Origin of the sequence: Nannocystis punicea, from assembly GCF_026965555.1 — a bacterium.
Lineage (GTDB): Bacteria > Myxococcota_A > Polyangia > Nannocystales > Nannocystaceae > Nannocystis > Nannocystis punicea.
On sequence record NZ_CP114040.1, the window covers coordinates 8,534,682 to 8,556,832 of the forward strand.

Annotated in this window: 15 protein-coding genes; 4 read left to right on the plus strand and 11 right to left on the minus strand. The window is 71.4% G+C overall.

Annotation, left to right across the window (positions count from 1 at the left end):
• Positions 1–64: 64 nt before the first annotated feature.
• Complete coding sequence (locus O0S08_RS32695; RefSeq protein ID WP_269033309.1) at positions 65–796, plus strand: hypothetical protein; 732 nt, start codon at positions 65–67, stop codon at positions 794–796.
• Positions 797–825: 29 nt separating this feature from the next.
• On the opposite strand, the gene O0S08_RS32700 is transcribed toward O0S08_RS32695, so the two are convergent.
• From O0S08_RS32700 to O0S08_RS32720, 5 genes are all read right to left on the minus strand, one after another.
• Positions 826–1,035: a hypothetical protein gene (locus O0S08_RS32700; protein ID WP_269033311.1), complete on the minus strand. Its 210-nt coding sequence runs from the start codon at positions 1,033–1,035 to the stop codon at positions 826–828.
• Positions 1,032–1,661: an RNA polymerase sigma factor gene (locus O0S08_RS32705; RefSeq protein ID WP_269033312.1), complete on the minus strand. Its 630-nt coding sequence runs from the start codon at positions 1,659–1,661 to the stop codon at positions 1,032–1,034. The genes O0S08_RS32700 and O0S08_RS32705 overlap by 4 nt, the downstream gene beginning before the upstream one ends.
• Positions 1,662–1,758: 97 nt before the next feature.
• Positions 1,759–2,718, minus strand: a complete 960-nt coding sequence (locus tag O0S08_RS32710) for a hypothetical protein (RefSeq protein WP_269033313.1) — start codon at positions 2,716–2,718, stop codon at positions 1,759–1,761.
• A gap of 444 nt (positions 2,719–3,162) precedes the next feature.
• Positions 3,163–4,683 carry an FG-GAP-like repeat-containing protein gene (locus O0S08_RS32715; protein ID WP_269033315.1) on the minus strand — a complete coding sequence of 507 codons (1,521 nt, stop codon included), beginning with the start codon at positions 4,681–4,683 and terminating at the stop codon, positions 3,163–3,165.
• A gap of 460 nt (positions 4,684–5,143) precedes the next feature.
• The gene (locus tag O0S08_RS32720; RefSeq protein WP_269033317.1) at positions 5,144–6,151 is read right to left on the minus strand and encodes an AraC family transcriptional regulator; all 1,008 of its coding nucleotides are present in this window, start codon (positions 6,149–6,151) and stop codon (positions 5,144–5,146) included.
• Between the two features lie 383 nt (positions 6,152–6,534).
• Between O0S08_RS32720 and O0S08_RS32725 the strand changes: the two genes are divergently transcribed.
• On the plus strand, positions 6,535–7,365 hold the full coding sequence (locus O0S08_RS32725; RefSeq protein ID WP_269033318.1) for a BON domain-containing protein: 831 nt from the start codon (positions 6,535–6,537) through the stop codon (positions 7,363–7,365).
• Positions 7,366–7,604: 239 nt separating this feature from the next.
• On the opposite strand, the gene O0S08_RS32730 is transcribed toward O0S08_RS32725, so the two are convergent.
• Both O0S08_RS32730 and O0S08_RS32735 read right to left on the minus strand, forming a co-directional pair.
• Entirely contained in the window at positions 7,605–10,913 is a 3,309-nt protein-coding gene (locus O0S08_RS32730; RefSeq protein ID WP_269033319.1) for an ATP-binding protein, read from the minus strand.
• Between the two features lie 375 nt (positions 10,914–11,288).
• Complete coding sequence (locus tag O0S08_RS32735) at positions 11,289–12,419, minus strand: SEL1-like repeat protein (protein ID WP_269033320.1); 1,131 nt, start codon at positions 12,417–12,419, stop codon at positions 11,289–11,291.
• A 312-nt stretch (positions 12,420–12,731) separates the two neighbouring features.
• Between O0S08_RS32735 and O0S08_RS32740 the strand changes: the two genes are divergently transcribed.
• On the plus strand, positions 12,732–13,295 hold the full coding sequence (locus tag O0S08_RS32740; protein WP_269033321.1) for a hypothetical protein: 564 nt from the start codon (positions 12,732–12,734) through the stop codon (positions 13,293–13,295).
• Positions 13,296–13,830: 535 nt separating this feature from the next.
• Positions 13,831–17,736 carry a terpene synthase family protein gene (locus tag O0S08_RS32745; RefSeq protein WP_269033322.1) on the plus strand — a complete coding sequence of 1,302 codons (3,906 nt, stop codon included), beginning with the start codon at positions 13,831–13,833 and terminating at the stop codon, positions 17,734–17,736.
• Between the two features lie 450 nt (positions 17,737–18,186).
• Here O0S08_RS32745 and O0S08_RS32750 read toward each other — a convergent pair whose 3' ends face one another.
• The 4 genes from O0S08_RS32750 to O0S08_RS32765 form a co-directional block, all read right to left on the minus strand.
• Positions 18,187–19,473 carry a hypothetical protein gene (locus tag O0S08_RS32750; RefSeq protein WP_269033323.1) on the minus strand — a complete coding sequence of 429 codons (1,287 nt, stop codon included), beginning with the start codon at positions 19,471–19,473 and terminating at the stop codon, positions 18,187–18,189.
• Between the two features lie 272 nt (positions 19,474–19,745).
• A complete protein-coding gene (locus O0S08_RS32755; RefSeq protein ID WP_269033324.1) occupies positions 19,746–20,009 on the minus strand; it encodes an SDR family oxidoreductase in 264 nt (87 codons plus the stop codon).
• Positions 20,010–20,464: 455 nt separating this feature from the next.
• A complete protein-coding gene (locus O0S08_RS32760) occupies positions 20,465–21,172 on the minus strand; it encodes a hypothetical protein (RefSeq protein ID WP_269033325.1) in 708 nt (235 codons plus the stop codon).
• A 200-nt stretch (positions 21,173–21,372) separates the two neighbouring features.
• Positions 21,373–22,032, minus strand: coding sequence for a hypothetical protein (locus O0S08_RS32765; protein ID WP_269033326.1), 660 nt, complete (start codon positions 22,030–22,032; stop codon positions 21,373–21,375).
• Positions 22,033–22,151: the final 119 nt, after the last annotated feature.

Genomic DNA, 22,151 nt, shown 5'->3' on the forward strand with positions numbered 1-22,151 from the left:
GCGCGCATCAACGCCGTGATGGTTCGGCCCGGTCTCGACACCCATAGCCCGAGGACTCAAGACCATGCCTACCACTACCCACGAACCATCGGGCCTCATCGCCATCCGCGCGCTCGTCGACATGGAGCGCGAGCGACAGGACCGCGAGCAGGCCGCCGCCGCCGCTCGTGAAGCCGCCTCGGCCGCTGCCCGCGAGGCCGCCGCGGCGACCGCCCGCGCCGAGGCCGAGGCGCAGACCCGGGCCGCGGCCGAGGCCGCCGAGGCGGCGCGCCGGGCCGAGGAGCGCCGCCAGCACGAGGAGCGGCTGCGCGCCGCGGAGATCGAGGGCCGGCTGCGCGCCAGCCAGGCGGCTCACCTGGTCCACGTGCAGGCCGAGCTCGACGCTCGCGCCCCGCGCTCGCGCCCGGGCGCCGTCGGTCTGTGGACCGCCGGCGCCGTCGGCCTCGTCGGCCTCGGCCTCGCGGTGCTGCTCAAGGCCACCGCCGTGACCACGCCCGCGCCGGTGCTCGCGCCCGCGGGCGAGGACACCTCGATCCGCGACGCCCGCCGGGCGATCGCAGACCTCCGCGCGGGGATCCACGACATCGAGCGCGAGGCCGAGGCCGACCGCCGCGCGCTCCAGGACGCCATCGCCCGCGTCACGGCCCCCGCCGCCGCGCTCCCCGAACCCGCCGCCCCCGCGCACCCGCGCCCGACCGCCCGTCCCACGGCCAAGCCGGTCGACAAGCCGGTCGTCGGCAAGCCCGGCGGGATCAAGATCTGCGACACCAACGACCCACTGGCCGAGGACTGCTGAGTCGGGCCTGCGCCTGAAGACATGCTCCTTCAAACATGCTCGATCGGGCATGTCTGATCGAGCATGCTCTTCAGGCCATCCACGAACGTTCCCTCGCTGTCGCCGCCGCAGGTCGGCTTGAGACGTGCGCGTAGCGATCGGCGCCGCGGCTCGTCGTCGCCACGCGCCGTGAACTCACCCCGCTCGAAGGACGCCGCGCTGTTCACGAGCAGGTCGAGTCGACCGTCGCCGGCGCTCACGCGGCGGGGCCGCGCGGCAGCCCGCGGGCCGACAGCTCGCGGACCCAGTCGTCGAGGCGGTCGACCGTCGACGCGCGCAGCGCGGGCGTCTCGGCCAGGCGCTCGCAAGCGGCGACGACGAGCAGCCGGGCCTTGCGCAGGCGCCCGTACATGCCGGGTTCGGACAGCCCGTACATGCGGGCCAGCTCGCCGGCGGTGGCGCCCTCGAGGTGGTACAGCTCGAACGCGATCTGCAGGTCGATCGGCAGCTCGCGCAGCGCCTGCAGCAGGATCATCTCCTCGCGCCGGTGCGCCAGCGCGCTCGTGGGCGACGGCCCGAACCCGGCCAGCGAGTGCTCGATCGGGTCGAGGTGCTCGGCGTCGCGGCGCTTGCGGCGGAGGTGCGTCAGCAGCACCAGGCGGGCCGTGCCGAGCACGTAGGTGCGGAACGCCGACTCGCCGCGGAACCGCTCCTTGCCCTCGCACATGGCCAGGAACGTCTGCTGGATCAGGTCGGCCGCCGCCTCCTCGCCGACCTTGTAGTAGAAGAAGCGGCACACGACGTCGAAGTGACGCGCCAGCAACGAGTCGCCAGCGGCGCGGTCGCCCGCGCGCCAGGCAGTGAGCAGCTCCTCGTCGCTCGTCATGCCGGGCTGCAGTATAGCGGTGCCTGCGGACGGCAGTCACGCCGACGCCGACCGCCGCGTCGCGCTCGGCGAGGCCTTCTCGTCGAGACCACCGCCGTCACGCCGGCTCGATCCCGTACTCGCGGCGCAGCTCCTCGACCTGGCGCTCCATCACCGGCCAGAAGTCCCAGTGATCGGTGAAGTCGAGCTTGACCCGCGAGCCGCGGGCGAACGCCCGCACCACGTCGTCGATCGCGCCCGGCCTGTCGTTGTAGAAGCCGCGGGCCGGAGCTGCGAAGGCCGTCAGGCGCAGGCCGTGCTGACCGTTGAGCAGCAGGAACACCAGCACGCTGAACGCGTCCTGGCGCTTGTAGCCGGCCTGGAAGGCGAGCACGAGGCCCTCGCTCTGGAAGTCGGCGGCGTACCCCCCGAGGATGTGCGACAGGTCGTGGGCCAGCAGCGCCTCGGGCGCGCCGTGCTTCTCGCCCGGGAACTTGAAGTCGTTGGCGCGGTAAAACCGCCACAGCTCCTTGCCCAGCGAGCCCTCGGGGTAGTTCTCCAGCGCCCTGTAGCGCTCGGCCACCGCGCTGTTCTCCCACAGCCCGGCGAAGCTGCCGAAGTTCTTGACGACGCCGAGGAAGCCCTGGTCCTCGTACAGCTGCTTGATCCCCGGGCCGGCCAGGCTGCGGCGGATCACGTCGACGCGCAGCGCCATCAGCCGCTCGGTCTGGAACTTGCGCAACTGCGCCAGGGTGACCGGCTCGACCGCGAGCCCCGCCGCGAACCGCTCGATCGCCGCCTGCTCCTCGTCTGCCACCGTGTCGCGGACGAGCGTCAGCGTGACCATGCCGCTGATCAGCTGGGTGCGCAGCGCGGGGTCGTCGATCGCCGCCGCAAGCTCCTCGGGCGTGATCGGGCCGAGCGCGTCGAGGTCGACGGCGGTGCGCAGCAGGTGGCTCTGGATCGCCCCCAGCGCCTCGCGGCGGATCGGCGCCAGCGGGCCGGCCGCGGTGAGTACTGTCTTCATGGCGCGGAGGCCGGCGTGGGCCTGCTCGTGGGTCGGGATCAGAAACGTCATGGCTCGTTCTCCGTGGACCCATCGTGCGCCGCCGCCGACGGCCGCGCCTTGTCGCCGCGCGCCAACGACTTGTCGTCACGCGTCACTAGCCGCGCGCCTCGTCCCCAGGCGACCCGGCCTTGTCGTCGCGCGCCAACGATTTGTCGTCACGCGTCACTCGCCGGGCGCCTCGTCCCCAGGCGACCCGGCCTTGTCGTCGCGCGCCAACGATTTGTCGTCGCGCGTCACTCGCCGGGCGCCTCGTCCCCAGTCGACCCGACCTTGTCGTCGCGCGCCAACGACTTGTCGTCGCGCATTTTGTCGTCGCGCGTCACTCGCCGGGCGCCTCGTCCCCAGTCGACCCGGCCTTGTCGTCGCGCGCCAACGACTTGTCGTCGCGCGCCACTCCTCACGCGCGAGCCATGGCACGCGCGCCTCGTCATGCGTTCACGGGGGCGCACTTCGTCACATCGAGAGCACCGTCACCTTGGTGCCGTCGGCGACGCCGGTGACGATGTCGTTGCGGCCGTCGCCGTCGACGTCGCCGGCTGCGAGCAGCCGGCTCGAGGTGTCGGCGCCCGCCGCCAGGACGAGCTCGCAGCTGAAGCCGCCGAGGCCGTCGCCGACGAGCGTGGCGACGGTCGCAGAGCCGGTCGCGGACACGAGGTCGACGACGCCGTCGGCGGTGACGTCGGCGAAGCGGCCGCCCAGCAGCAGGCTCGCCGTGCCGTACGCCTGCGGGACGTCCTGCCAGGTGTTCGGGTCGGCCTTCGCCCACACCAGCGCGAGCCCGCCGGAATTGGCGTCGCCGCGGACGATCGCCAGCTCCGGACCGGCGAACCCGTCGAGGTCGGCCACGAGGGCTGACGACCACTGGGTGAGGCCGACCTCGAATTCACGCAGGAGGTCCCAGGAGCCGCCCGCCTCGCCGCGCAGCAGCCTCAAGTTCTCTTGCGTGCTCGTCGGCGTCAGGATGTCGGGGACGCCGTCGAGGTCGGCGTCGGCGACGGTCGCGTCGATGGAGTCGACGAGGTCGGGCACGAACTTCTCCGGGCCGAAGCCGCCGAGGCCGTCGCCGAACCACACCGAGACACCGAGGAAGGTGCCGATCGTCATGAGGTCGACCTTGCCGTCGAGATCGACGTCCGCGGCGGTGACGGTCCACGGCGCGCTCGAGCCTGTGAGCACCGGGCCCGGCGTGAAATTCCCGTCCTCTCCGAACAGCAAGACGAGCTCGCCGCTGTCGGGCGCCGTGACCGCGAGGTCGACATCGCCGTCGCCGTCGAGGTCGGCGGCCGCCGGGTGCATCGCGATTTGTGGCGGGCCGACGTCGACGAGCGTGCCCGGGGTGAATTGGCCGCCGCCGTCGTTGAACGCGAGCTCGATGGCCGCGCCCGACGGCACCGCCGCGAACAGGTCGAGGTCGCCGTCGCCGTCGAGGTCGGCGAGGTCGAACGCGCCCGGCGTCGCTGTCAGGTTCCACTCCGACGCCATCGTCGGTCGCAGTTCGCAGATCGGCAGGATCTTCGGCAACGGCCCTTCGAGGACGCAGTCGCCAGTGAGGTCGCAGATGTAGCCATCTGGGCAATCCTCGTCGCCGAAGCACGCGTGCTCCGGCGGCGTGCAGCGCCAGCGGTCGACGCCGTCCGGCGTCAGGTAGTTGCAACACAGCGGGTCCGGCGAGCACACGCCGAGCTCGCAATCGAAGCAGTACGGGCAGTCGGCGCTCGACTCGCACTCCGGCGCCGGTCCGGTGGTGTCGGTCGGGTCGGTCGTGTCGGTCGGGCCGGTCGTGTCGGACGGGCCGGAACTGCCGGTCGGACCGGTGGGGTCGACCGTCGTGCTGTCGGGGAGGCCGCCCGTGGTGTCTTCCGGGCCCTCGGTGGTCGCGGGCGGTGTCGGGCCGCAGGCGAGCAGGCCGAGGCCCGCGAGCCAGGCGCGGTCGAGGCCGCGCGGGGTCGAAGTCGGTAAGGATAAGAAACGCATGTCGACAGGGTCGCACGCGGTGGCGGGCCGGGCAACCGACGCGCGAGGGCGCGGCTGGAGGCGCTGGAATCTCGTTTCGCCGGCGCTCTTCGTCCATCCGGCATCGGTGGTGCTCGCACGACGACCACCTCGGTCGATCATGATCGCCCGGCCGTGGCCGCGCCGCGCACCGGTCGACGGCCTCGTCGACGCATTCGCGACTGTCCGTGCCGACAGTCGGTGAGAGCTCGACGCGACCTCGTCGTCACGCGTCACTCGCCGCGCACCTGTCCCTCTCCCCCAGCGCCGACGACTCGTCGTCACGCGGCCCTCGCCGCGCACCTGTCCCTGTCCTCCAGCGCCGACGACTCGTCACGCGTCGCTCGTCCGCGCGAGCCAGGGGCGCGTTCGCCTCGTCACGCATGCATGTTCGCGCCGCGGTCGCGCACCCCTCGTTCTGCAGGGCGACATCCTCGCCCTCTCATTGCCCTTCGCGCTGCCGCCAGGCCGACGGCGCCGAGCCGGTCCAGCGGCGGAACGCGCGGGTGAACGCCGCCACCTCCGTGAAGCCGAGCAAGAACGCGATCTCCGACACCGTCCGCTGGCCCTCGCGCAAGTAGCCGAGCGACAGGTCGCGGCGCACCTCGTCGACCAGCGCCTGGTACGTCGTGCCCTCGGCCTGCAGCGCGCGCTGAAGCGTGCGCGTGCTGGTCGCCAGCGACTTCGCGGTCGCCTCGAGCGTCGGCAGCTCGCCCGGCAATGCGCGGACCACGTGCGTCTTCACGCGATGGACCAGGTCGTCGCGGGCCGGCAGCCGGGCCAGCAGCTCGTCGGCGTGGCGCTCGAGCAGCGCCGCCAGCGACGGGTCGGCGCCGCGGACCGGCGCGTCGAGCAGCTCGGTGCGGAAGTCGAGGCCGCTCGCGACCTCGCGGAAGGCCAGCGGTGCGCCGAAGGTCCGCCGGTGCGGTTCGATGTCGGCCGGCGGCCCGTGCTGGAACCCGACCCGTCGCGGCGCGAAGCTCGGGCCGACCAGCGCCCGTGCTCGCAACATCCACGTCGTCACCACGTACTCGGAGAAGTGCCGCGGCGCGCAGGCCGTCCCGCGCAGGCGCAGCAGCAGCCGCGCCTGCGACCCCTCGATCGTCAGCGTCAGCTCGGCGTCGTCGTGGTGCAGGCGTTGATAGCGGAGCATCCGCTCGATCGCCTGCCGCAGCGTCGGCCCCTGCGCGCACACGTAGTCCACCACGTCGAACGGCGCGTCGCGCAGCAGCTCCGCCGCCCCCAGGCCGAAGCTCGGGTCACCGCACAGCGCCGGGATCTCCTCCCAGGCGCGCAGGAACAGGGCGTGCGGCACTCGCACGTGCGGATCGGCGAGCAGCGCCGGGTCGAACTCGAGCCGGCGGGCGAGCTCGTCCGGGGCGAGCCCGAAGCGCGCCGCGCCCAGCACACAGATCCGGATCGCCTTGATGCACGCCGTCGACGGAGTCATGCCCGGGACGAATGTCGCGACCCGGCGTGCTGGCGTCAATCACCCACGCGCGCCCGCCTGCCGCCGCGCAGACCCGGCTCGGGCGCATCGCCCCCCTGTCCCTGCCGGCGACCCGCGCTCACCCGGCCCCGACCTGCGCTCGCCTTGTTCTCCATGCTCTATAGGACATGTTGTTCAAGACATTGTCTTTTCGACATGCCCAGAGATACATACGAGATCTCGCCTCGATTCGCCGGTACGCCTCGGCCCGCTGCGGCTACTACGCACTCTGGCGCGTGCAAGGAACCTCAGGCGCAGCCGCGCCTGCGTCGCGGGGCAGCGGGCGAAAGATCGTGGCTCACGCCGTTCACGGCCGCAATTTGCCGACCGCGGAGGAAGGAACCATGCAGAACAAGAAACACCGCCACCGCGGGCGCCGCGGCGGGCGAGATCTGGGGGAGACGCGCGGCATGCTGGCGCGGACGATCGATCGCGTGCGCGCGTGGTTCGGCGACGAGGAGGCGTCGTGTCGACTGGCGCTCGACGGCAAGCGGGCCCGTCGCGACGCCCGGCTCCAGGCGCGCGCCGAGCGACGGCAGCACCAGCAGCAGATGGTCGAGGAGCGGATCCGCGGCAAGCGACGTCGACGCGACCGCATGCCGGGCTCTTTCCCGCTGAGCTTCATCCCGTCGCCGCAGACCTGGCCGTGGCAGTTCATGGGTCGTGGGAGCCCGTGGCCGCCGAGCCCCGAGTCGTACTACCAACAATCCCTGCCGACCGGCGTGCGCGGACGTCCGCTGCACCGGCGCGGGCGCTTCTCGGGCCGCGGCCCGCGCGGCTACATGCGCCCCGACGCGCGGATCGTCGAGGACATCAACGAGGCCCTGACCTACAGCCCGCACATCGACGCCAGTGACATCGAGATCCGGGTCGACAGCGGCGACGTCGTCGTGAGCGGCACCGTCGACGACCGCTACATCAAGCGCCTGGTCGAGGATCTGATCGAGGACGTCTCGGGCGTACGCGACGTGCAGAACAACCTCCGCGTCGAGAAGGCCGAGCTGCAGGGCGCCGGCGGCATGAACCGCGCCTCGGGCAGGCGCGACGAGCTCGGCGAGATGCGCCGCGACATGACCATGGGCCAGGACTTCGAGGAGATCGAGGTCAGCAACCTCAACACCGGCCAGGAGAGCTGCGCCCGCAAGAACCGCGGCGGCAGCTTCTCCGGCACCTGATCGCCGGCGCGACCACCACGGTCGCCCCTCGTCCCGCCGACGATGGGCCGCGAGCGCACGGGCTGCGCGCGGCCGCGTCACGGCGCGGCCGCGCGGCGCTCGTCGCCACCCTCTCACGGCGCGGTCGCCTCGCGCATGAAGTCGAGGTACGCCGCCAGCGCCTCGGCCTGCGCCCCTCCCGGCGTGGGCCGAGCCGCCGGCGGCGACGCGACGGGCGGTGTCGCGGCGCGGCGGCGTCGCTATGGCTCGCTCGCTCCGTTGCCGCGACCGGCGTGGGCCTCGCGCCACAGCGCATGCGTGCGCGCCGACTCGAGGGCCGCGCCGCCGCGGTCGAAGCATTCGATGCTGGCCGCAAACTGCTCGTCGATGGCGCTGCGCGGCGCCGCCGTGGCGGCGAGCGCCTGACCGCAGACGCGCCGGGCGAACCCCTCGCTGTAGATGCCGTCCACGGCGACCGCTTCCTCGATCGCCGCGCGCGCCAAGGCCAGCGCTGCATCGAACCGCCCGGCGTTGAGCGCGACCTCGGCCTCCATCGCGGCGAACCAATCGGCGGTCACGAGGTTGCGGCCGAGGCTGGCGGCCATGTCACGCTGCCGGGTCAGGTTCTCGGCGGCTGCGGCGTGGTCGCCCAGTCGGCTGTGGGCCAGCGCCTGGTACCCGTGGCTGAAATAACAATACATCCGGTCGCCCGAGGCATCCGCGAGTTGCCAGGTCCGCTGGCTCTCGAGCAAGACGCGCTGCATGTCGCCCGTGTGTACCGCGATCACTGCGAGGAACATGTGGCCGTAGATCTGGCCGGTGTTGTTGTGGGTCTCGACGGCCCGCGCGAGCGCTTGCTGGGCCAGCCGCTCGCCCTCCTGCCGGCGGCCCAGCGCGACCTCGGCCAACCCGAGGAACACCAGGGTCAGGATCCACTCCGTGAGGTCATCCCAACGCGCCAGCGGCTCGATGACCCGACGAAACAGCGGGATCGCGTCCCGGAATCGGCCATTGATGACCAGGATCTTGCCGATATTCGTCGACGGCGCGACCAACAATTCCTCGTCTTGAAACTCCTGCGCGACCGGGAGCACCCGCTGAAAGCAGGCGTTCGCCGCTGCGACTGCATCCCCGCACATCAGATACGAGAGCGCCTGGAACAGCTGGACACGGGCGAGGCGCAGGCGATCCTCCGCGAGCCCGCTGCGCGCGAACAAGTGGCCGACGCGCTCCTCGGCCCGCTTGAGGCGCGCCAGGTTGATGCCGGGCTCGTCGGCGACCTGGGACACCCGGGCGAGGCCGATCGTCAGATCGATGACAGTCCGATCGATCGTGTCGTCCGGAGGCAGGTGCTCCAGCGCCTTCAGGGCCTCCCCGTAGTGGGTGCGGGCCTCCACGTGGGCGTAAAGGCGAGCGGCGGCGGCGGCGGAGCGGGCCAGGTAGTCCGCGGCTTTGGCCCATTGCTCGCCGAGCAGGAAGTGCCGGCCCACGATCGGATTGAACTCCGCCAGCCGGTCGGCGAACACGGCTTCCATGACGTCCCCGACCTTGCGGTGAAGCTCCTTGCGCCGCGGGCCGAGCAAGCTCTGATAGGCCACCTCCTGCGTCAGCGCGTGCTTGAACATGTACTCGACCTCGGGCTGGCACGAGCGCTCGCGGATCAGCCCCTCGCGCTCCAGCAGATCGATGTCGACCTCGAGGTGGTCAGTCGACGCCACCCGCGACAGCACCCGGTAGAGGAAGACGCGGCCGATGACGGAGGCCTGCTGGACGATCCAGCGGGTCTCCGGGTAGAGCCGGTCGATGCGGGCCATCAGGACCCCGTGGAGCGTATCTGGGATCGAGACCTGATCGAGGAGGTCGGAGGGGACCCAGGCGTCGCCGTCGGGCGAGCGCACCAGCGCCCCGCGCTCGACCAACATGCGCAGGACCTCCTCGATGAAGAACGGGTTGCCCTCGGCCTTGTGCAGGACCGCCAGCCGGACCGGCTCGGGCAGGGTCGTCACTTGCAGCAGCTCCCTGACCATCGTGGCGCTGCCCTGCTCGCTGAGCGCCGCGAGCGGGAGGAGCGTGGAGCACTCGGCGTAGCGGGCCGTGACGACCGCCTGGAAGCTGCGCATGACTTCGTCGCGCCCGCCACGAGACACGCCGGCCACGATCACCGGGTGGGTCTCTACCAGCGGCAGGAGCGATTGGATCAGCTCGACGCTGGTGGTGTCGATCCAGTGCATGTCCTCGAACACCAGGACCACGGGCCGCTCGACCGCCAGGTCGACCAGCCACTGGCGGACCAGCGCGAATAGGCGGCGGCGGCCCTCGGCCGGCAGGGCGGCGAGCAGGGCCTCCTCCTCGGCGGTCGGTTGTAGCGCCAGCATCGACGCGAACAACGCCTGGGCCTCGAGGTTCGCCGGGAAGAAGCGCTCGACGATGACGCGCAGGCGCTGGCGGGCCAGCTCCTCGCGGTCGTCGTCGCCGATGCCGGCGTAGCGGAGAAACAGGTCGAGGAACGGCCCGTAGGGCAACGACCCGGTGTGGGGGAACGAGCGGCCCTCCAGCCAGCGCAGCGCCGGCGGCAAGGAGGCGCGCCAGCGGGCCATCAGCCGCGACTTGCCGATGCCGGCCTCGCCGGTGACGACCAGGACGTGGCCGCTCCCGCTCTGGAGCCGCTCGGCGAGGGCGCCGAGGAGCGCCAGCTCGCGCTCGCGCTCGACGAAGACAGCGCGAAAGCCCTTCAGGCCGCGCGACTTGCTCGGCGTCAGCCGGGCGTGATCGAGCTCGTAGACGACCAACGGCTCGCGCTTGCCCTTGACCTGCAGGGGCTCCAGGGCCACGAACGCGAACGAGTCTTGAGCCAGGCGATAGGTGTTGTGGCTGACCAGAATCTGTCCGGGCCGGGCGGCACTCTCGAGCCGCGACGCAGTGTTAACAGTGTCGCCCATGACCGTGTACGAGAGCCGCATGTCGGAGCCGATGTTGCCGGCGATGACCATTCCGGTGTTGATGCCGATGTGCAGGGTCAACGGCTCGCCCACCCGATCGCGCCAGCGGCGATTGAAGCCCTCGAGGCGCTCGCGCATCGACAGCGCGACACGCAGGGCGCGGTCGGGGTCGTTCTCGTGGGCTATCGGCGCGCCGAACACGGCCATGACCGCGTCGCCGATGAACTTGTCGATGTATCCCTCGAACTCGTAGACCGCGCCGGCGAGCTCCTTGAGCACCGCGTGGGTGATCTCAGCGACCTCCTCGGCGTCGAGGCGCTCGCTGAGGTCGGTGAATCCGGACAGGTCCGCGAACAGCACCGTCACCTGCTTGCGCTCGCCGTCGATCCGGCCGAACGCGCGCATCTTGTCGGCCAGCTCGCGCGGCAGGTAGCCCTGGAGCAGCTCGAGCAGCCCGTCGCTGCGGCTCGTCCGCGTGGAGCCCTGCAGCTGGCTCTGGAGCGCCTCGATCCGGCTGCGCAGCGCGGCCACTGTGACGTCGACGACCGCGTCACCGAGAGTCGAGCGCAGCAATTCCTGCGCTGCGATGGCGGCCTGACACTGACGAACCTGCTCCTCCAGCGCTGCCATGCAGACCTGCTTTGCCGACGAGCGGGCGTGCTCGCGCCGCGCGCGTAGAGAATGAAGGAGCATCGCACGTCCCTCATTCGAGGGCAACCACGCGCCGGGCCACGCCCGTCCGCAGCACGAACGCCGGCCGCGCGGCTCGGCGGGTGTTGGCCGGCGCACGGGCTGTTGCACACGCGGGGCGTCGGCCGGGCGGAGGTGTCGGCCGTCGTGCGCGGGCTGTTGCGCGGTATCCTGTGCCGTCCGCCGGAACTTGTCACCGGCATGTCCCATAGAACATGTCCGAAGAGCTATTTACGGAACCCGACCCGCGCCTCGCGGCGCTGCGCGAGCTGCTCGCCGAGGAGCCAGAGATCTTGCAGGAGGTCGAGGCGGCGTTCACCGACCCACGGCGGACGCCCCAAGACATCGACCTAGGGCTCGCCGGGCCCGCGTGGGAGACGTTCGTCGCCTGCGGCCTCGTCCCCACCGCCGGCCCGCCGCGCCGGTTCGTCCAGCGGTACAAGCGGCGCTGCCCGGCGCGCCGAGGGGGAGCGCCTTCGCCAGGTTTGAACAACCCTTGTCCTCCGCGAGGTCGCAGCGCGCCTTGGCGAGCCGGATCCCTCGCGCCAGCAGGGCCTCGCCCTTGGTACCGTCGGACGCCGCGACGAGCCCGTCGCGCTCGGCCTTGCCGATGATGATGCACCCTTCGTCGCTGCCGGCCGCGCAGGCCTTGCGATAGATCGCCTCCTTGTCGCGGTCCTGGCTCCTCGGCAAGGCGGCGGCGACCTCCAGGCACGACTCGAGGTCGTCGAGCTCGCAGCCTCGGTCCAGGAGGCGCCTGGCTCGCTGCAGCTGTTCACTCCCTGCGAGGCCGGCGACCTGCTGCGCGGCGATGAAGCAGTCGTCACGGGTCCCGCGCAAGCAGCTCCCTTCGAGCAGGTCGGCCCCGCGAGCCCTCCACTTCGCGCCGTCGGTCGCGGAGGGCGAGAAGCTCCCCACTGTCATGCCGTAGAGGGCGCACGCCCGGCCGTCGTCCTTCATGCAGGCCACCCGCGCCACCTCGAGCGCGAGCGCCACCGCAGGGGAGTTCGCGGGTTTCCCGTCCGCCGCGCGGAGCGAGGCCTTTTCGACCTCCTCCCGCGCGAGCGTGAAGCAGCCGACCGGATCGTTCAGCTCGCACGCGCGCTGGATGAAGCGCCAGGCCTTGGCGTCGTCGCGCGGGAGCCCCGGCGCCTGGAGGTGCAGATTGGCGAGCTCGACGCAAGCGTCGGCCGCTCCGCCGGTGCACGCGCGGTCGAGGACCTTCACGAGCCGCGTCACGTCGATCTCGAGCGGCGCGCGGTGCATCTCCTTGCCGGCTTTCACGCAGCTCGGGACGTCCCCCTTTTCGCAGGCCGCTTCGCACGAAGAGACATCGCTGCAATCCATGGTGGGCGGTGCGGGATGCGGCTCCGGCACCGGATTGGGCGGCTCTGCATTCGCGGCGCAGCCGAGCACGAACAGCAGGCCGATCGAGAGGCGAATCATCGGCGGAGCCTACACGACCTGGGCCGCGGTCGTCGGCACCCTGGGGGTCGCGCCGGCGCGATCGAACGCAGCCGCGGCGATGCCCTCCCCACTGTCCTGAGCCCGTCCGGCTTCGCGCGATTCCCAATCGACGCGCCGCTCGTCGAATATTCACGACGAAATGCATGCGCTAAATCAACGAGCGGCTGTGCTGGTGATCGCGCGATTCCGGGCGACACGCCGCTCGTCCGATATTCCCGACGAAACGCGTGCGCTACGTCAACGGAGCGGCTGCGCTGGTGCTCGTCGCACGGGAGTTACCCTCACGCGGCCATGCATCCTCGTCGTTTCGTCGCGCTGCTCGGTCCTCTCCTGCTCGCCGCGTGCGGGCCGACCGCCGACGAGATCGCCGGGGCGGTGCTGTTCTTCTCGCCGGTCGTGTACCTGGCCGCGATGTGGATCGTCTCCCTGCTGCACGCGATGTGGCGGGACGCGTTGCCCGACGTGAACTTCGGGCGCGGCAGCCACGTCGCGGCCGTGGCCCTGTTCTTCGGGTTGGCGCTCTACGGGGCCGGTTACGCCGATGCCGGGCTGTTCGGGGCCGACCTGTGGCTCGTCGGCTCCGCGCTGCTCACCGGGTGGTTGCTGCTCGCGCGCTTGACCCTGCGCAGCGGCTGGGGCTTCCGCTGGGGCGGGCTGGTGATAAACGGCCTGCTGACTGCGCCCATGCTGCTCGATCTGCTGACGACGGTGATCACGCCCGAGATCCGTCTCCTCGTCCTGTACACGTATTTCTGCGGAGGCGGCGCCGGACTGATTCCGCTGCTGCTCCTGATCGTGATGCTGATCGAAGCCGCGAGGGGTTCACGGGCCGCCCGCGCTGCTGCGCGTCGCTAGCACGAGACTCGATGAACAGACTGTTCATCCAGCGATCGCAAGACAAGCGTGAGCGCGCCTTCTGTGACGACTCGGGCCTCACCGACCGAGTGCTCTCGGAGCTCAAGTTCCGCGCGCATTCGACTGCGGAACCCCGTGCACGCTTCGAGACCAGGTCCTCGCCGGGAAGTACCACATCGTCCGGCGCCCCGCAGAGCGCTCGGCAGTGCTTTGCCTGAGCTGCCGCTTCAACCTCCCCGTCGCTCCGCACGTGTGTGATCGCTTCAGGACCTGTCCCATCGGGCAGATCGTGCTCGACGAGCAGCACCGCGTACTGCTCGCTCGCTAGCCACACCTTCACCTCCGCGACGCTGGCCGCGTGCGTTACTTCATGCGCCCTCAAGAGCTGCTCCATCGCCGTGCGGTCCCGAAGCGCGCGTGCGCTGGAACGAACCTCGGTGACCTGTCCTAACGGTCATAGCCGCGCCGCGCGAGAGTGCCAGCGCGATCGTCGGCGTCGAGCGCGACCCAGCTACATGAGAAGATAGCCGCCGAGATGATTCTGGCTGTGTACGACAACAACGGCGGCGGCGCCCGGGAACATGGACGTTCAATGAAGCACCACTGCAACCCTGCCTGGGACCAGGCAGAGCGGCAAGCTCGCGACTGGGCCGCCCGCGTCGGCCTCGTCACCACCGACCGCGACCACCGCCGGCTGGCGAAGATGGGGCAGGGACGCATGGCCGGCTGGCTCGCGCCGCACGCGGATCCAGGCGAGCTCGCCCTGCTCGCCCAGTGGGGAGCTTTCATCGCCCTCGTCGACGATATCTATGACCGTGACTCGCAAGCCGGGCCCGCGCAGGTCGACGACTTGATGGATCGGCTCGTCGCCGTCGTGACCCACTCCTCGGTCGACCATGACACCTCGATCCCGGCGGTCCGGGCCCTCGTGGATCTGTGGCCGCGCTCGGTCGCAGGGGCCGCGCGCGGGTGGGCTCCGAGGTTCGCCGAACACTACCGGCGGTTCGCCGACGCGACCCGCGAGGAGGCGCGCCTGCGGGCCGGCGGTGTCCGCCTGGACCTGAAGCGGTACCTCGAGCTGCGCCGTCATACGATCACCGCGATGCCCGTGCTCGACCTGATCGAGCGCACCCTCCCGGCCGAGGCCGACGCCCTCGACGAACTGCGGTGGATGGTCGTCGACGCGATCGCGTGGACCAACGACCTCGCCTCGGCCGAGCGCGAGTTGGCCGAGGGCGCCGACAACCTCGTCGGCGTGGTCGCTCGCGAGCACCGCTGCGACCGCCACGAGGCCGCCGCGATCGTCCGCGCCATGCTCGACGAACGCATGGACGACTTCGACGATGCCGCCGCCGCGCTGACCACCGCGGGCCCGTGGCAGGCCGGACTCGGCCCCCGCCTCGCGCTCCTCCGGGCCGCGCGCGACGGCTCACTCGCCTGGCAGGGCGAGACCCATCGCAACCGCGCCGAGCCCAGCGACGCCGGCGGCCCTCGCTCCGTCCCGGGCGTCGACCCGCTGATCCGCCACTTGATGCCCGCCGTCGCCGCCGACGGGGCGGTCCGCGACCGCTGCGCCAGCCGCGTCCTCGAGACCGCGCTGCTGCTCTCCCTGCTCCGAGCCACCGATACCCACCCGGCCGAGCAGGAGCTCGCCACCCGCTACCTGCGAGCCCGTCGGCCCGACGCCGACGCCCTCGACGCCCTCCTGATCGACGCCTGCCTCGACCCCGAGACCACCGCGCCGCGGGCCGTCGCCGCCGCCGCCGCGCTGGCGCTGCCGCTGAGCCGCGGCACCGGTGGCCGCGGCCAGCTCAAGTTCGCGATGCTGCGGGTGGTGCTCCACTTGTTGTGCGGCGCGCCCGTGGGTGACCTCGAGATCCCCCCACTCTCCACGATCGACGAGAGCACGACCTTCACCGAGGTTCACCGGCTCGTCCTCCGCATCGTCCAGGCGCCACACCTCCATGCGGTGTCCACCGGCGAGCGCGAGCGGCTGCTCGACCTGCTCGGCACCAGCCGCAATCGCGTGCTATGGGAGGCCAGCGCCACGACCCACCTGCTCGGGCTCCACGCCGTGCGCAGGTTCCGTCCGACCCACCGCGTGATCGCCGACGGCCTTCTGCGCCTGACTCTCGCGCAGAACCCCGATGGCGGCCTGCCCTTCCTCGACAGCCAGGACCTCTGGCTCGCGGCCGTCGCCGGGCTCGCCTTCCTCCACCACGCCCGCCTGCGCCCGCTCACCCGCCGCATGGCGGCGTTCGTCGCCGCCTGGCAGGCGCGCGACGGCGGCTGGCCGTTCGCCTCCGGCATGATGCAGACCGACGTCGATACGACGACCCGCTGCATGGAGTTCCTGCGGGCCGCCGACGCCCATCGCTACCGCGTCCAGCTCGACCGCGGCGCCGCCTACCTCGTGCGCATGGCCGGGCCGACTGGCGGGTTCCCGACGTGGGTCCGCGGCGAGGTCCCCGACCTCGACATGACTGCGGGTGCGATCCTCGCCCTCGCGCCCGACGGCCAGCGCCACCGCGACCTGCTCGTCGTCGCCACCGACTTCGTCCTCGCCGGGCAATTGCCCGACGGCACGTTCGAGCGCAGCTGGACGCTCAGCGAGGCCAGCGCGATCCTCCGCGTCGTCGACGCCCTCGACGCAGTGCGCAGCAGCTCGTCCCCCGCGGTGGTCGATCGGATCGCCGCCGCGATCCAGCGCGCGGTGGCCCGGCTCGCCGCCACCCAGAACCACGACGGAGGCTGGGGCCGCGAGCCCGATGCGGACAGCGACGTCCTCTCGACCGCCCAGGCCCTCCCCGTCGTCGTCCGCCACGGCGACCCTCGCCACGCCGCACGCGCGCTCGCCTATCTGCTCGCGCGCCAGGACCCCGACGGCGGGTTCACCTCGATCCCCGACCAGGTCGGGCCGCGCCCGCTGCCGTTCGACTTCCCGGTTCTGGCCGACATCCACGCCCTCACGGCCTTCCAGCGGTCCGCCGAGCTCACCAACACCGCCGCCCTCGCCGGCCGCACGCCGCGGACCGGAGACCCCGACTGGTCCGCGCTCGCCTCGAAGATCCGCGGCGTCGTCGTGCGCCCGCGCGACCCCGCGTACGAGCAGGGCCGTCTGCTCGTCAACCAGCGCTTTGACGACATCCGCCCGCAGGCCCTCGTCTACCCGGCCTGCGTCGAGGACGTCGCAGCGATCGTGCGGTTCGCCCGCGACCGCAGCGTCCGCCTCGCGCTGCGCTCCGGCGGGCACAGCTACGCCGGCTACTCGACCGGACCCGGCCTCGTGCTCGACGTCGGCTCGCTCAACACGACGAGCGTCGGCGGCGGCCGGGCCCTGTTCGGCGCCGGGGTCAAGGGTATGCAGGCCCACCTCGCCCTCGCGGCCGCTGGCGCCGGGCTGCCGCTCGGACGCTGCCCGACGATCGGCCTGGCTGGCGTGACCCTTGGCGGCGGCTTGAGTGCATTCACCCGCGCGTGGGGCCTCGCCTGCGATCACCTGCGCAGCGTCGAGCTCGTCACTGCGGACGGCCGGATCCGCCGCGTCGGGCCGTGCTCCGAGCCGCCCGACGACGACCTGTTCTGGGCCCTGTGCGGCGGCGGCGGCGGAAACTTCGGCGTCGTCACCTCCTTCGAGTTCGCCACCGAGGTCACCCGCGACCGCCACTTCGCCAGATTCATCCTCACCTGGCCCGCCACCGACACGGCCGCCGTGATCCGCGGCTGGACGCACTGGAACGCCGACCAGGACACGCCCCGCGCACTCTGGAGCGCGTTCGAGCAGCTCAGCGACGCCGGCGCTCCTTCCCTGCCCGCCGTGACCGGCACCTTCATCGGCACCTCCGACGCCCTGCAGCGTGCGCTGGACCGTCTGGTCGCCGCCGTCGATCGCCACGAGGCCCAACGCCTGATCACCCCGTGCAGCTATATCCAGGCCGCCAGCGAGGCGGAGCGGTGGGGCGGCGGGGCCTGGGGCGCCCGTGTCGCCTTCGCCGCCAAGTCGCACATCGTCCGCCGGCCGATGTCCCCCGCCGCGGCCCACGACATGGCCGAATCGCTCATGCAGCTCCACAGCCTCACCGGCGTCGGGGGCGCCAGCGGCCTGCTGATCGACGGGCTCGGCGGGGCCGTCGGCGATCGCCCCGCCGACGCCACCGCCTTCCCGCACCGCACCGCCGTCGGCATCGTCCAGTACCACTCCTACTGGACCGCGCTCACCGACCGCGCCCACGTCGAGCGGCGAATCCAGTGGTTGCGCACCATCCACGCTGTCATGCAGACCCACCTCGGCGTCGGCGGCTACACCAACGGCATGGACCCCGAGCTGCGCGACTGGCCCGCCGCCTACCACGGCGACAACTACTCGCGGCTGCAGCGGGTCAAGGCCACCGTCGACCCCGCGCAGTTCTTCGACTTCCCGCAGGCCATTACACCTTGGTGATGGGAGCCGCAATGCATGGGGCGGTCCGGGGTGAGTGGCTACCGCCACTGCAGAACCATGCCCGCGAAAGTCGCCGCGCTGGCGCTGGGCGTTCGCTCCCGCAAAGCTGGCGTCGCTGAGCACGTGCGAGCGACACCGGCGCTCTGACGGGCCGTCGTGCCCCGGCGTAGCGTCAGGGCGAGCCGCTTGCTGGCCATGCTGCGCGACGGCCCCGAACGCGACGCGGAGGCGCGAGCCGCAGCGAGCAGCTCTCGGCGACGACGGTGCGGGCGACGGCCGGGGCGTCGCGCGGCTCGATCGTCAGCACGAGCTCCCACCGGCGATCGCCGCGACGGCGTGCGCTCACGGCCTCGGCGTCGCACGCGTCAAGCTGGCCGGTCGAGCAGGTGCTCAGGCGGCGCCTCGATCAGCGTGCCGTCGACCGAGAAGTGCTCGCTGCTCATCGGCTCATCACGTCGGCGGCGGCAGCGGGGCGCCGACCTGGAAGCGCGGCGCACCGGTGGCCTGATCGACGGCGAGCAGCATGCCTGGCTTGAAGATGTACAGGTTTTGCGCTGGCGAGCCGGCGTGCGAGGCGAGCAGCAGCGAGTGGTACAGGTTGTCCGAGGGGTTGGGCGACACCGTGGGCATGTCGCCGCGGGCGACGCTCCGCGCCCACAGCAGCTCGCCGGTGCGCGCGATCGAGGCGACGATCTCGATCCTCTCGATGCGCTGCTCGACCTTCTTCGCCTCGAACGAGGTCGACGACGGGTTGTTCTGGGCCGTCACGTGGCGGTACTCGGTCATGTCGAAGAAGGCGCGCGGCCACGACAGCTCGAAGCCGACGATCGAGGGTTTGAAGTCGATGCCCGCGGCGTACGACGGCAGGCGGACCAACAGCCAGTCGTCCTCCCGGCGGAACATCACGTCGCTGACGTGGAGCATCACGGCGCGCTTCGGGTCGCCGTCGGTGGTCCGCATGTCGGAGCAGTACTCGCGCCCATACACGCGTCCACCGGAGTACCTGCCGCAGGCATCCTCGGGATAGCCGCGGAGGCGATCGTCGGCCGCGTACGGCGTGGGATCGGCGTGCGCGTTCTGCATCGCGCTGATGCTCTTCGCGTCGCCGCCGTCGCCGGCGGGCAAACAACCTGCCGGTCGATCGCTGCGCGCGTCGGCGAGCACGCCGGCGGCGCTGAGCATGACGCCGCCGTCTCGATCGTCGGCGATCGAGATCCAGAAGTCGCTGCCGACGAGGCACGCGGCGCCCGTCGCCGGCGGCACCTGCGACGGGAAGTTGCCGGTCTTGACCGAGGCCCCGCCCTCGGCGACGAGCATCCACGTGCGATTCCCGGCCACGAGATAGACGCCGGGGCCGGCGAGCGTCAGCGGCACCGCCGGCACGAGCTCCTTCACCCGCCAGCCGTCCTTGCGCACCAGGTCGGCCGGCACGGGGCCGGTCGAGACCTGCCAGAGCACGCGCCCGCTGGCCTCGTCGAGGGCGACGAACTTGCCCTCGGCGCCCTCGTGGACCCATCCTGCGACCTTGCCGTCGGCGGTGCGCGCGGGGATCGAGGCCCAGCTCGCGCCGGGCAGGACGACGGGCGCGGGGTCGAAGGCCGGCACGGACCAGGTGCCGACGATCGGGCCCTTGAGCGTGGTCTCTTCGTAGCTCTTGGCCTGCATCAGCCGGCACGTGACGACCATGAGGCCCAACAGGGCCCCGATGGCGAGGAAGATGCGCGCGCCATTGTTCACGGCCGCGACTATAGCGACGACGCGCGCGCGAGAGGGCGCAGCGTCGCCGCGGACGCGTGCGTCGTCTCCGCGCCCCTTCGCGCGACAGCGCCAGGTCCCGGGCACTCCCGATGCGACGCGACGAGCCGCTCCAGCGTCCGATCCTGTCCCCACGAACAGCTCGCCTCGCCCGCCCGCGCAGCCCCGCCGGCCTGGCTCTCGCGTACGGGCCGATGGCGGTCGCATGTCCTTCGCTACATGTCTCTAAGGCTCCATCGTGGCTCCGAGCGCCGTCACAACGTGGGCGTGGCCCCGCCATCGATGCGAAAGGTCGCGCCCGTCATGAAGTCCGTCCGCGGACTGGCGAGGAAGCACACCGCTGCAGCGATGTCGGCCGGCGTGCCGAGGCGAGCGACCGTCTGATGGACCGCGTTCTTCAGCACCCACGCACGCCCTTCGGCGGGATCGGTCCCGCCGTGCCTGGCGGCAACCTCGCGGAACCCCCCGTCGAGGGCGGGCGTGTCGATGAGCCCGGGCATGATGCCGTTCGACGTCACGCCGGTGCCGGCGTCGACACTATCATCCCGGCGGTGGACAGCAGGCCAAGGCCTGCGGCCAGCGGCTGCCCAGCCGTCGAGACAAGCGGACCCGTTGCGGTGGGGACAACATGGCCCGAGGGACATGTTGAGCGCGTCGAAGTGAGCGCGGCGGGTCGCGGTAGGAGCTGCTTCGTGACGGCACCCAGGAGCTCGCGTCGCCGTCCTCCGGGTCGAGCGCGAAGTGATTGTGTTGACGATAAGTGGCCCGAACGACGCCCGCCGGATGATTGCGCGCAGCTCACAAGCTTGCGGCGTGAGATGGTGACCACATGGACATGTCCGAACGAGCGTGCGGTGGGCTGGCCCGGGCGTCACTTCGGCCGGCAAACGTCGAACCGCTCGGGCAGCACCATGCGTCCCGCTCGTGACATTCGCGCGTGGACCGGCGCGGCTCGAAGCCGAGGCGGTGTGGGTCAGTCGATCCAGGCGAGCAGCTCGATGTTTTCGATCATGGCGGTGCCGTCGCTCCGCCGGCGAGACAGGTGGAGGAATCGGCGGTCGGCGGTGCGGCCGAGCGCGAAGTCGAGGGCGTCGAGCTCGCGGGCGGACGGGTTCGATGCGTCGCGTCGCCACGAAAAGCCCGACCAGGTGCCGAAGTCAGCCTTCAGGTTCTCGACGCGTTCGGGCTTGTCGATGACGAGCTCGCCGTAACGCAGGCGGCCGTCGGCCTCGATGGCGAGCTGGGTGAGCGGGGCGAGGGCGCCGGTCGCGGTGAACCGCAACGCGTCCCCGTCGATCCGCACCTCGAGGTCGTGCCTGTCGCCCTCGGCGAAGAGCGGGTTCTCATAGGCGTGCACGAGCTTCTGATACTCGGCCTCGGTGATGGCGAAGTTCGGGTGGTACGGCAGCCGCGCGCCCGGCGGCAGTTGCAGCTCGGTGAGGTACTGCTGCAGCCAGTCCTGCTGGACCGCCATGGCCTGGGTGAAGCGGAGCTGCACCTCGCCGAGCTCCGCCGGGAGCGACGGCGTGACCGGCACCGCCGTGTGGTGCCCCGGCTCGAGGAGCCAGTGCTCGCGCGCCTGCGCGGCGACGGGTGCGGGCGAGGCGGGCGGAGGCGCGGGCGCCTCACACGAGCAGGCGATCAGAGCGAGGGCGGCGAACAGCGGGGCTCTCGTTAGCATGCGCCGGCTGACGATCGTATGCGAACGCGAGGGACGTCAAGCCGGTGCCGTGACTGGACTCCCAGCGGGGGTCAGGGTCGACCGGGAGCAGCTAGCGACCGCGAGGTGCTACTCGCTACTGCGCCGGCGGCGTCCGACCGACCTGGTACAAGGGACAGCATGCCCAAGCCTCGCACCGCACCGCGCCGTGAGATCGTCAGCTACATCCGTATGAGCACGCTGAGCTGTCCGACGCGACAGCTCGCGGAGCGATCGGAGGTCGCTTCTGCTCGCGGGCCCGCTTGCGCCGGAGGCCTTGCATGTGCGATCAGGCCAGGAATGCCCGCATCGAAGTCCCTCACCGAGCACGTCGGCGCAATCGCGCTGCCCAGCGATGTGCCCACGCAGGTCGACGCTTCACTCGCGGCGACGAAGAAACCGCTTTTGCACACCGCAGCCGGACGCGAGCCTCCTGCGCGCGAAGCTCGCCGCCGGTGCAACCACGGCCGCCGAGCTGCTGCATAGTCAGCAGACAGCGATCGGGCCGGGCGATGCGTGCCGAGGATCGACACTTCTGTGCCGCCCTCGGCGGGCTCGAGGATCAAAAACAGCGGCTCACCGCCACTTGTACACAACAACGCGTACTTGCCCGCGGTGAGGCGCGCGCTGACCTCTTCGAGTTGCAACACGATGTGACTGAGATAGCCAAAGCTGTTGATGTCGTCGTTGAAGATGAGCGGCAGCATGTCGAACATCAAGACTGTGCGATCTAGCCGCGGCGTCCACGGCGGCCGGTCTTGCAAAAATGCTCCGAGCGTCATTGCACTCGGCGGCGGAAATGCATCGCGTTCGTCGTCTGGATCCACCACATAGAGCGTCAACACAGCATTTCTCCACGATGTGCGCGCCGCGCTTCGGTCGCTTGTTTGGTGTTGATGCCCATCGTGCCTCCTGGGTACGGCCCGTACGGTAGCATCGAACGGCCGCAGATCGGTTCCTT

Bases quoted from the DNA above. Each gene is read 5' to 3' on its own strand.
- O0S08_RS32695 (WP_269033309.1), top strand. From the start codon at position 65: ATGCCTACCACTACCCACGAACCATCGGGCCTCATCGCCATCCGCGCG.
- O0S08_RS32705 (WP_269033312.1), bottom strand. From the start codon at position 1,661: ATGACGAGCGACGAGGAGCTGCTCACTGCCTGGCGCGCGGGCGACCGC.
- O0S08_RS32710 (WP_269033313.1), bottom strand. From the start codon at position 2,718: ATGACGTTTCTGATCCCGACCCACGAGCAGGCCCACGCCGGCCTCCGC.
- O0S08_RS32715 (WP_269033315.1), bottom strand. From the start codon at position 4,683: ATGCGTTTCTTATCCTTACCGACTTCGACCCCGCGCGGCCTCGACCGC.
- O0S08_RS32720 (WP_269033317.1), bottom strand. From the start codon at position 6,151: ATGACTCCGTCGACGGCGTGCATCAAGGCGATCCGGATCTGTGTGCTG.
- O0S08_RS32725 (WP_269033318.1), top strand. From the start codon at position 6,535: ATGCAGAACAAGAAACACCGCCACCGCGGGCGCCGCGGCGGGCGAGAT.
- O0S08_RS32730 (WP_269033319.1), bottom strand. From the start codon at position 10,913: ATGGCAGCGCTGGAGGAGCAGGTTCGTCAGTGTCAGGCCGCCATCGCA.
- O0S08_RS32735 (WP_269033320.1), bottom strand. From the start codon at position 12,419: ATGATTCGCCTCTCGATCGGCCTGCTGTTCGTGCTCGGCTGCGCCGCG.
- O0S08_RS32740 (WP_269033321.1), top strand. From the start codon at position 12,732: ATGCATCCTCGTCGTTTCGTCGCGCTGCTCGGTCCTCTCCTGCTCGCC.
- O0S08_RS32745 (WP_269033322.1), top strand. From the start codon at position 13,831: ATGATTCTGGCTGTGTACGACAACAACGGCGGCGGCGCCCGGGAACAT.
- O0S08_RS32760 (WP_269033325.1), bottom strand. From the start codon at position 21,172: ATGCTAACGAGAGCCCCGCTGTTCGCCGCCCTCGCTCTGATCGCCTGC.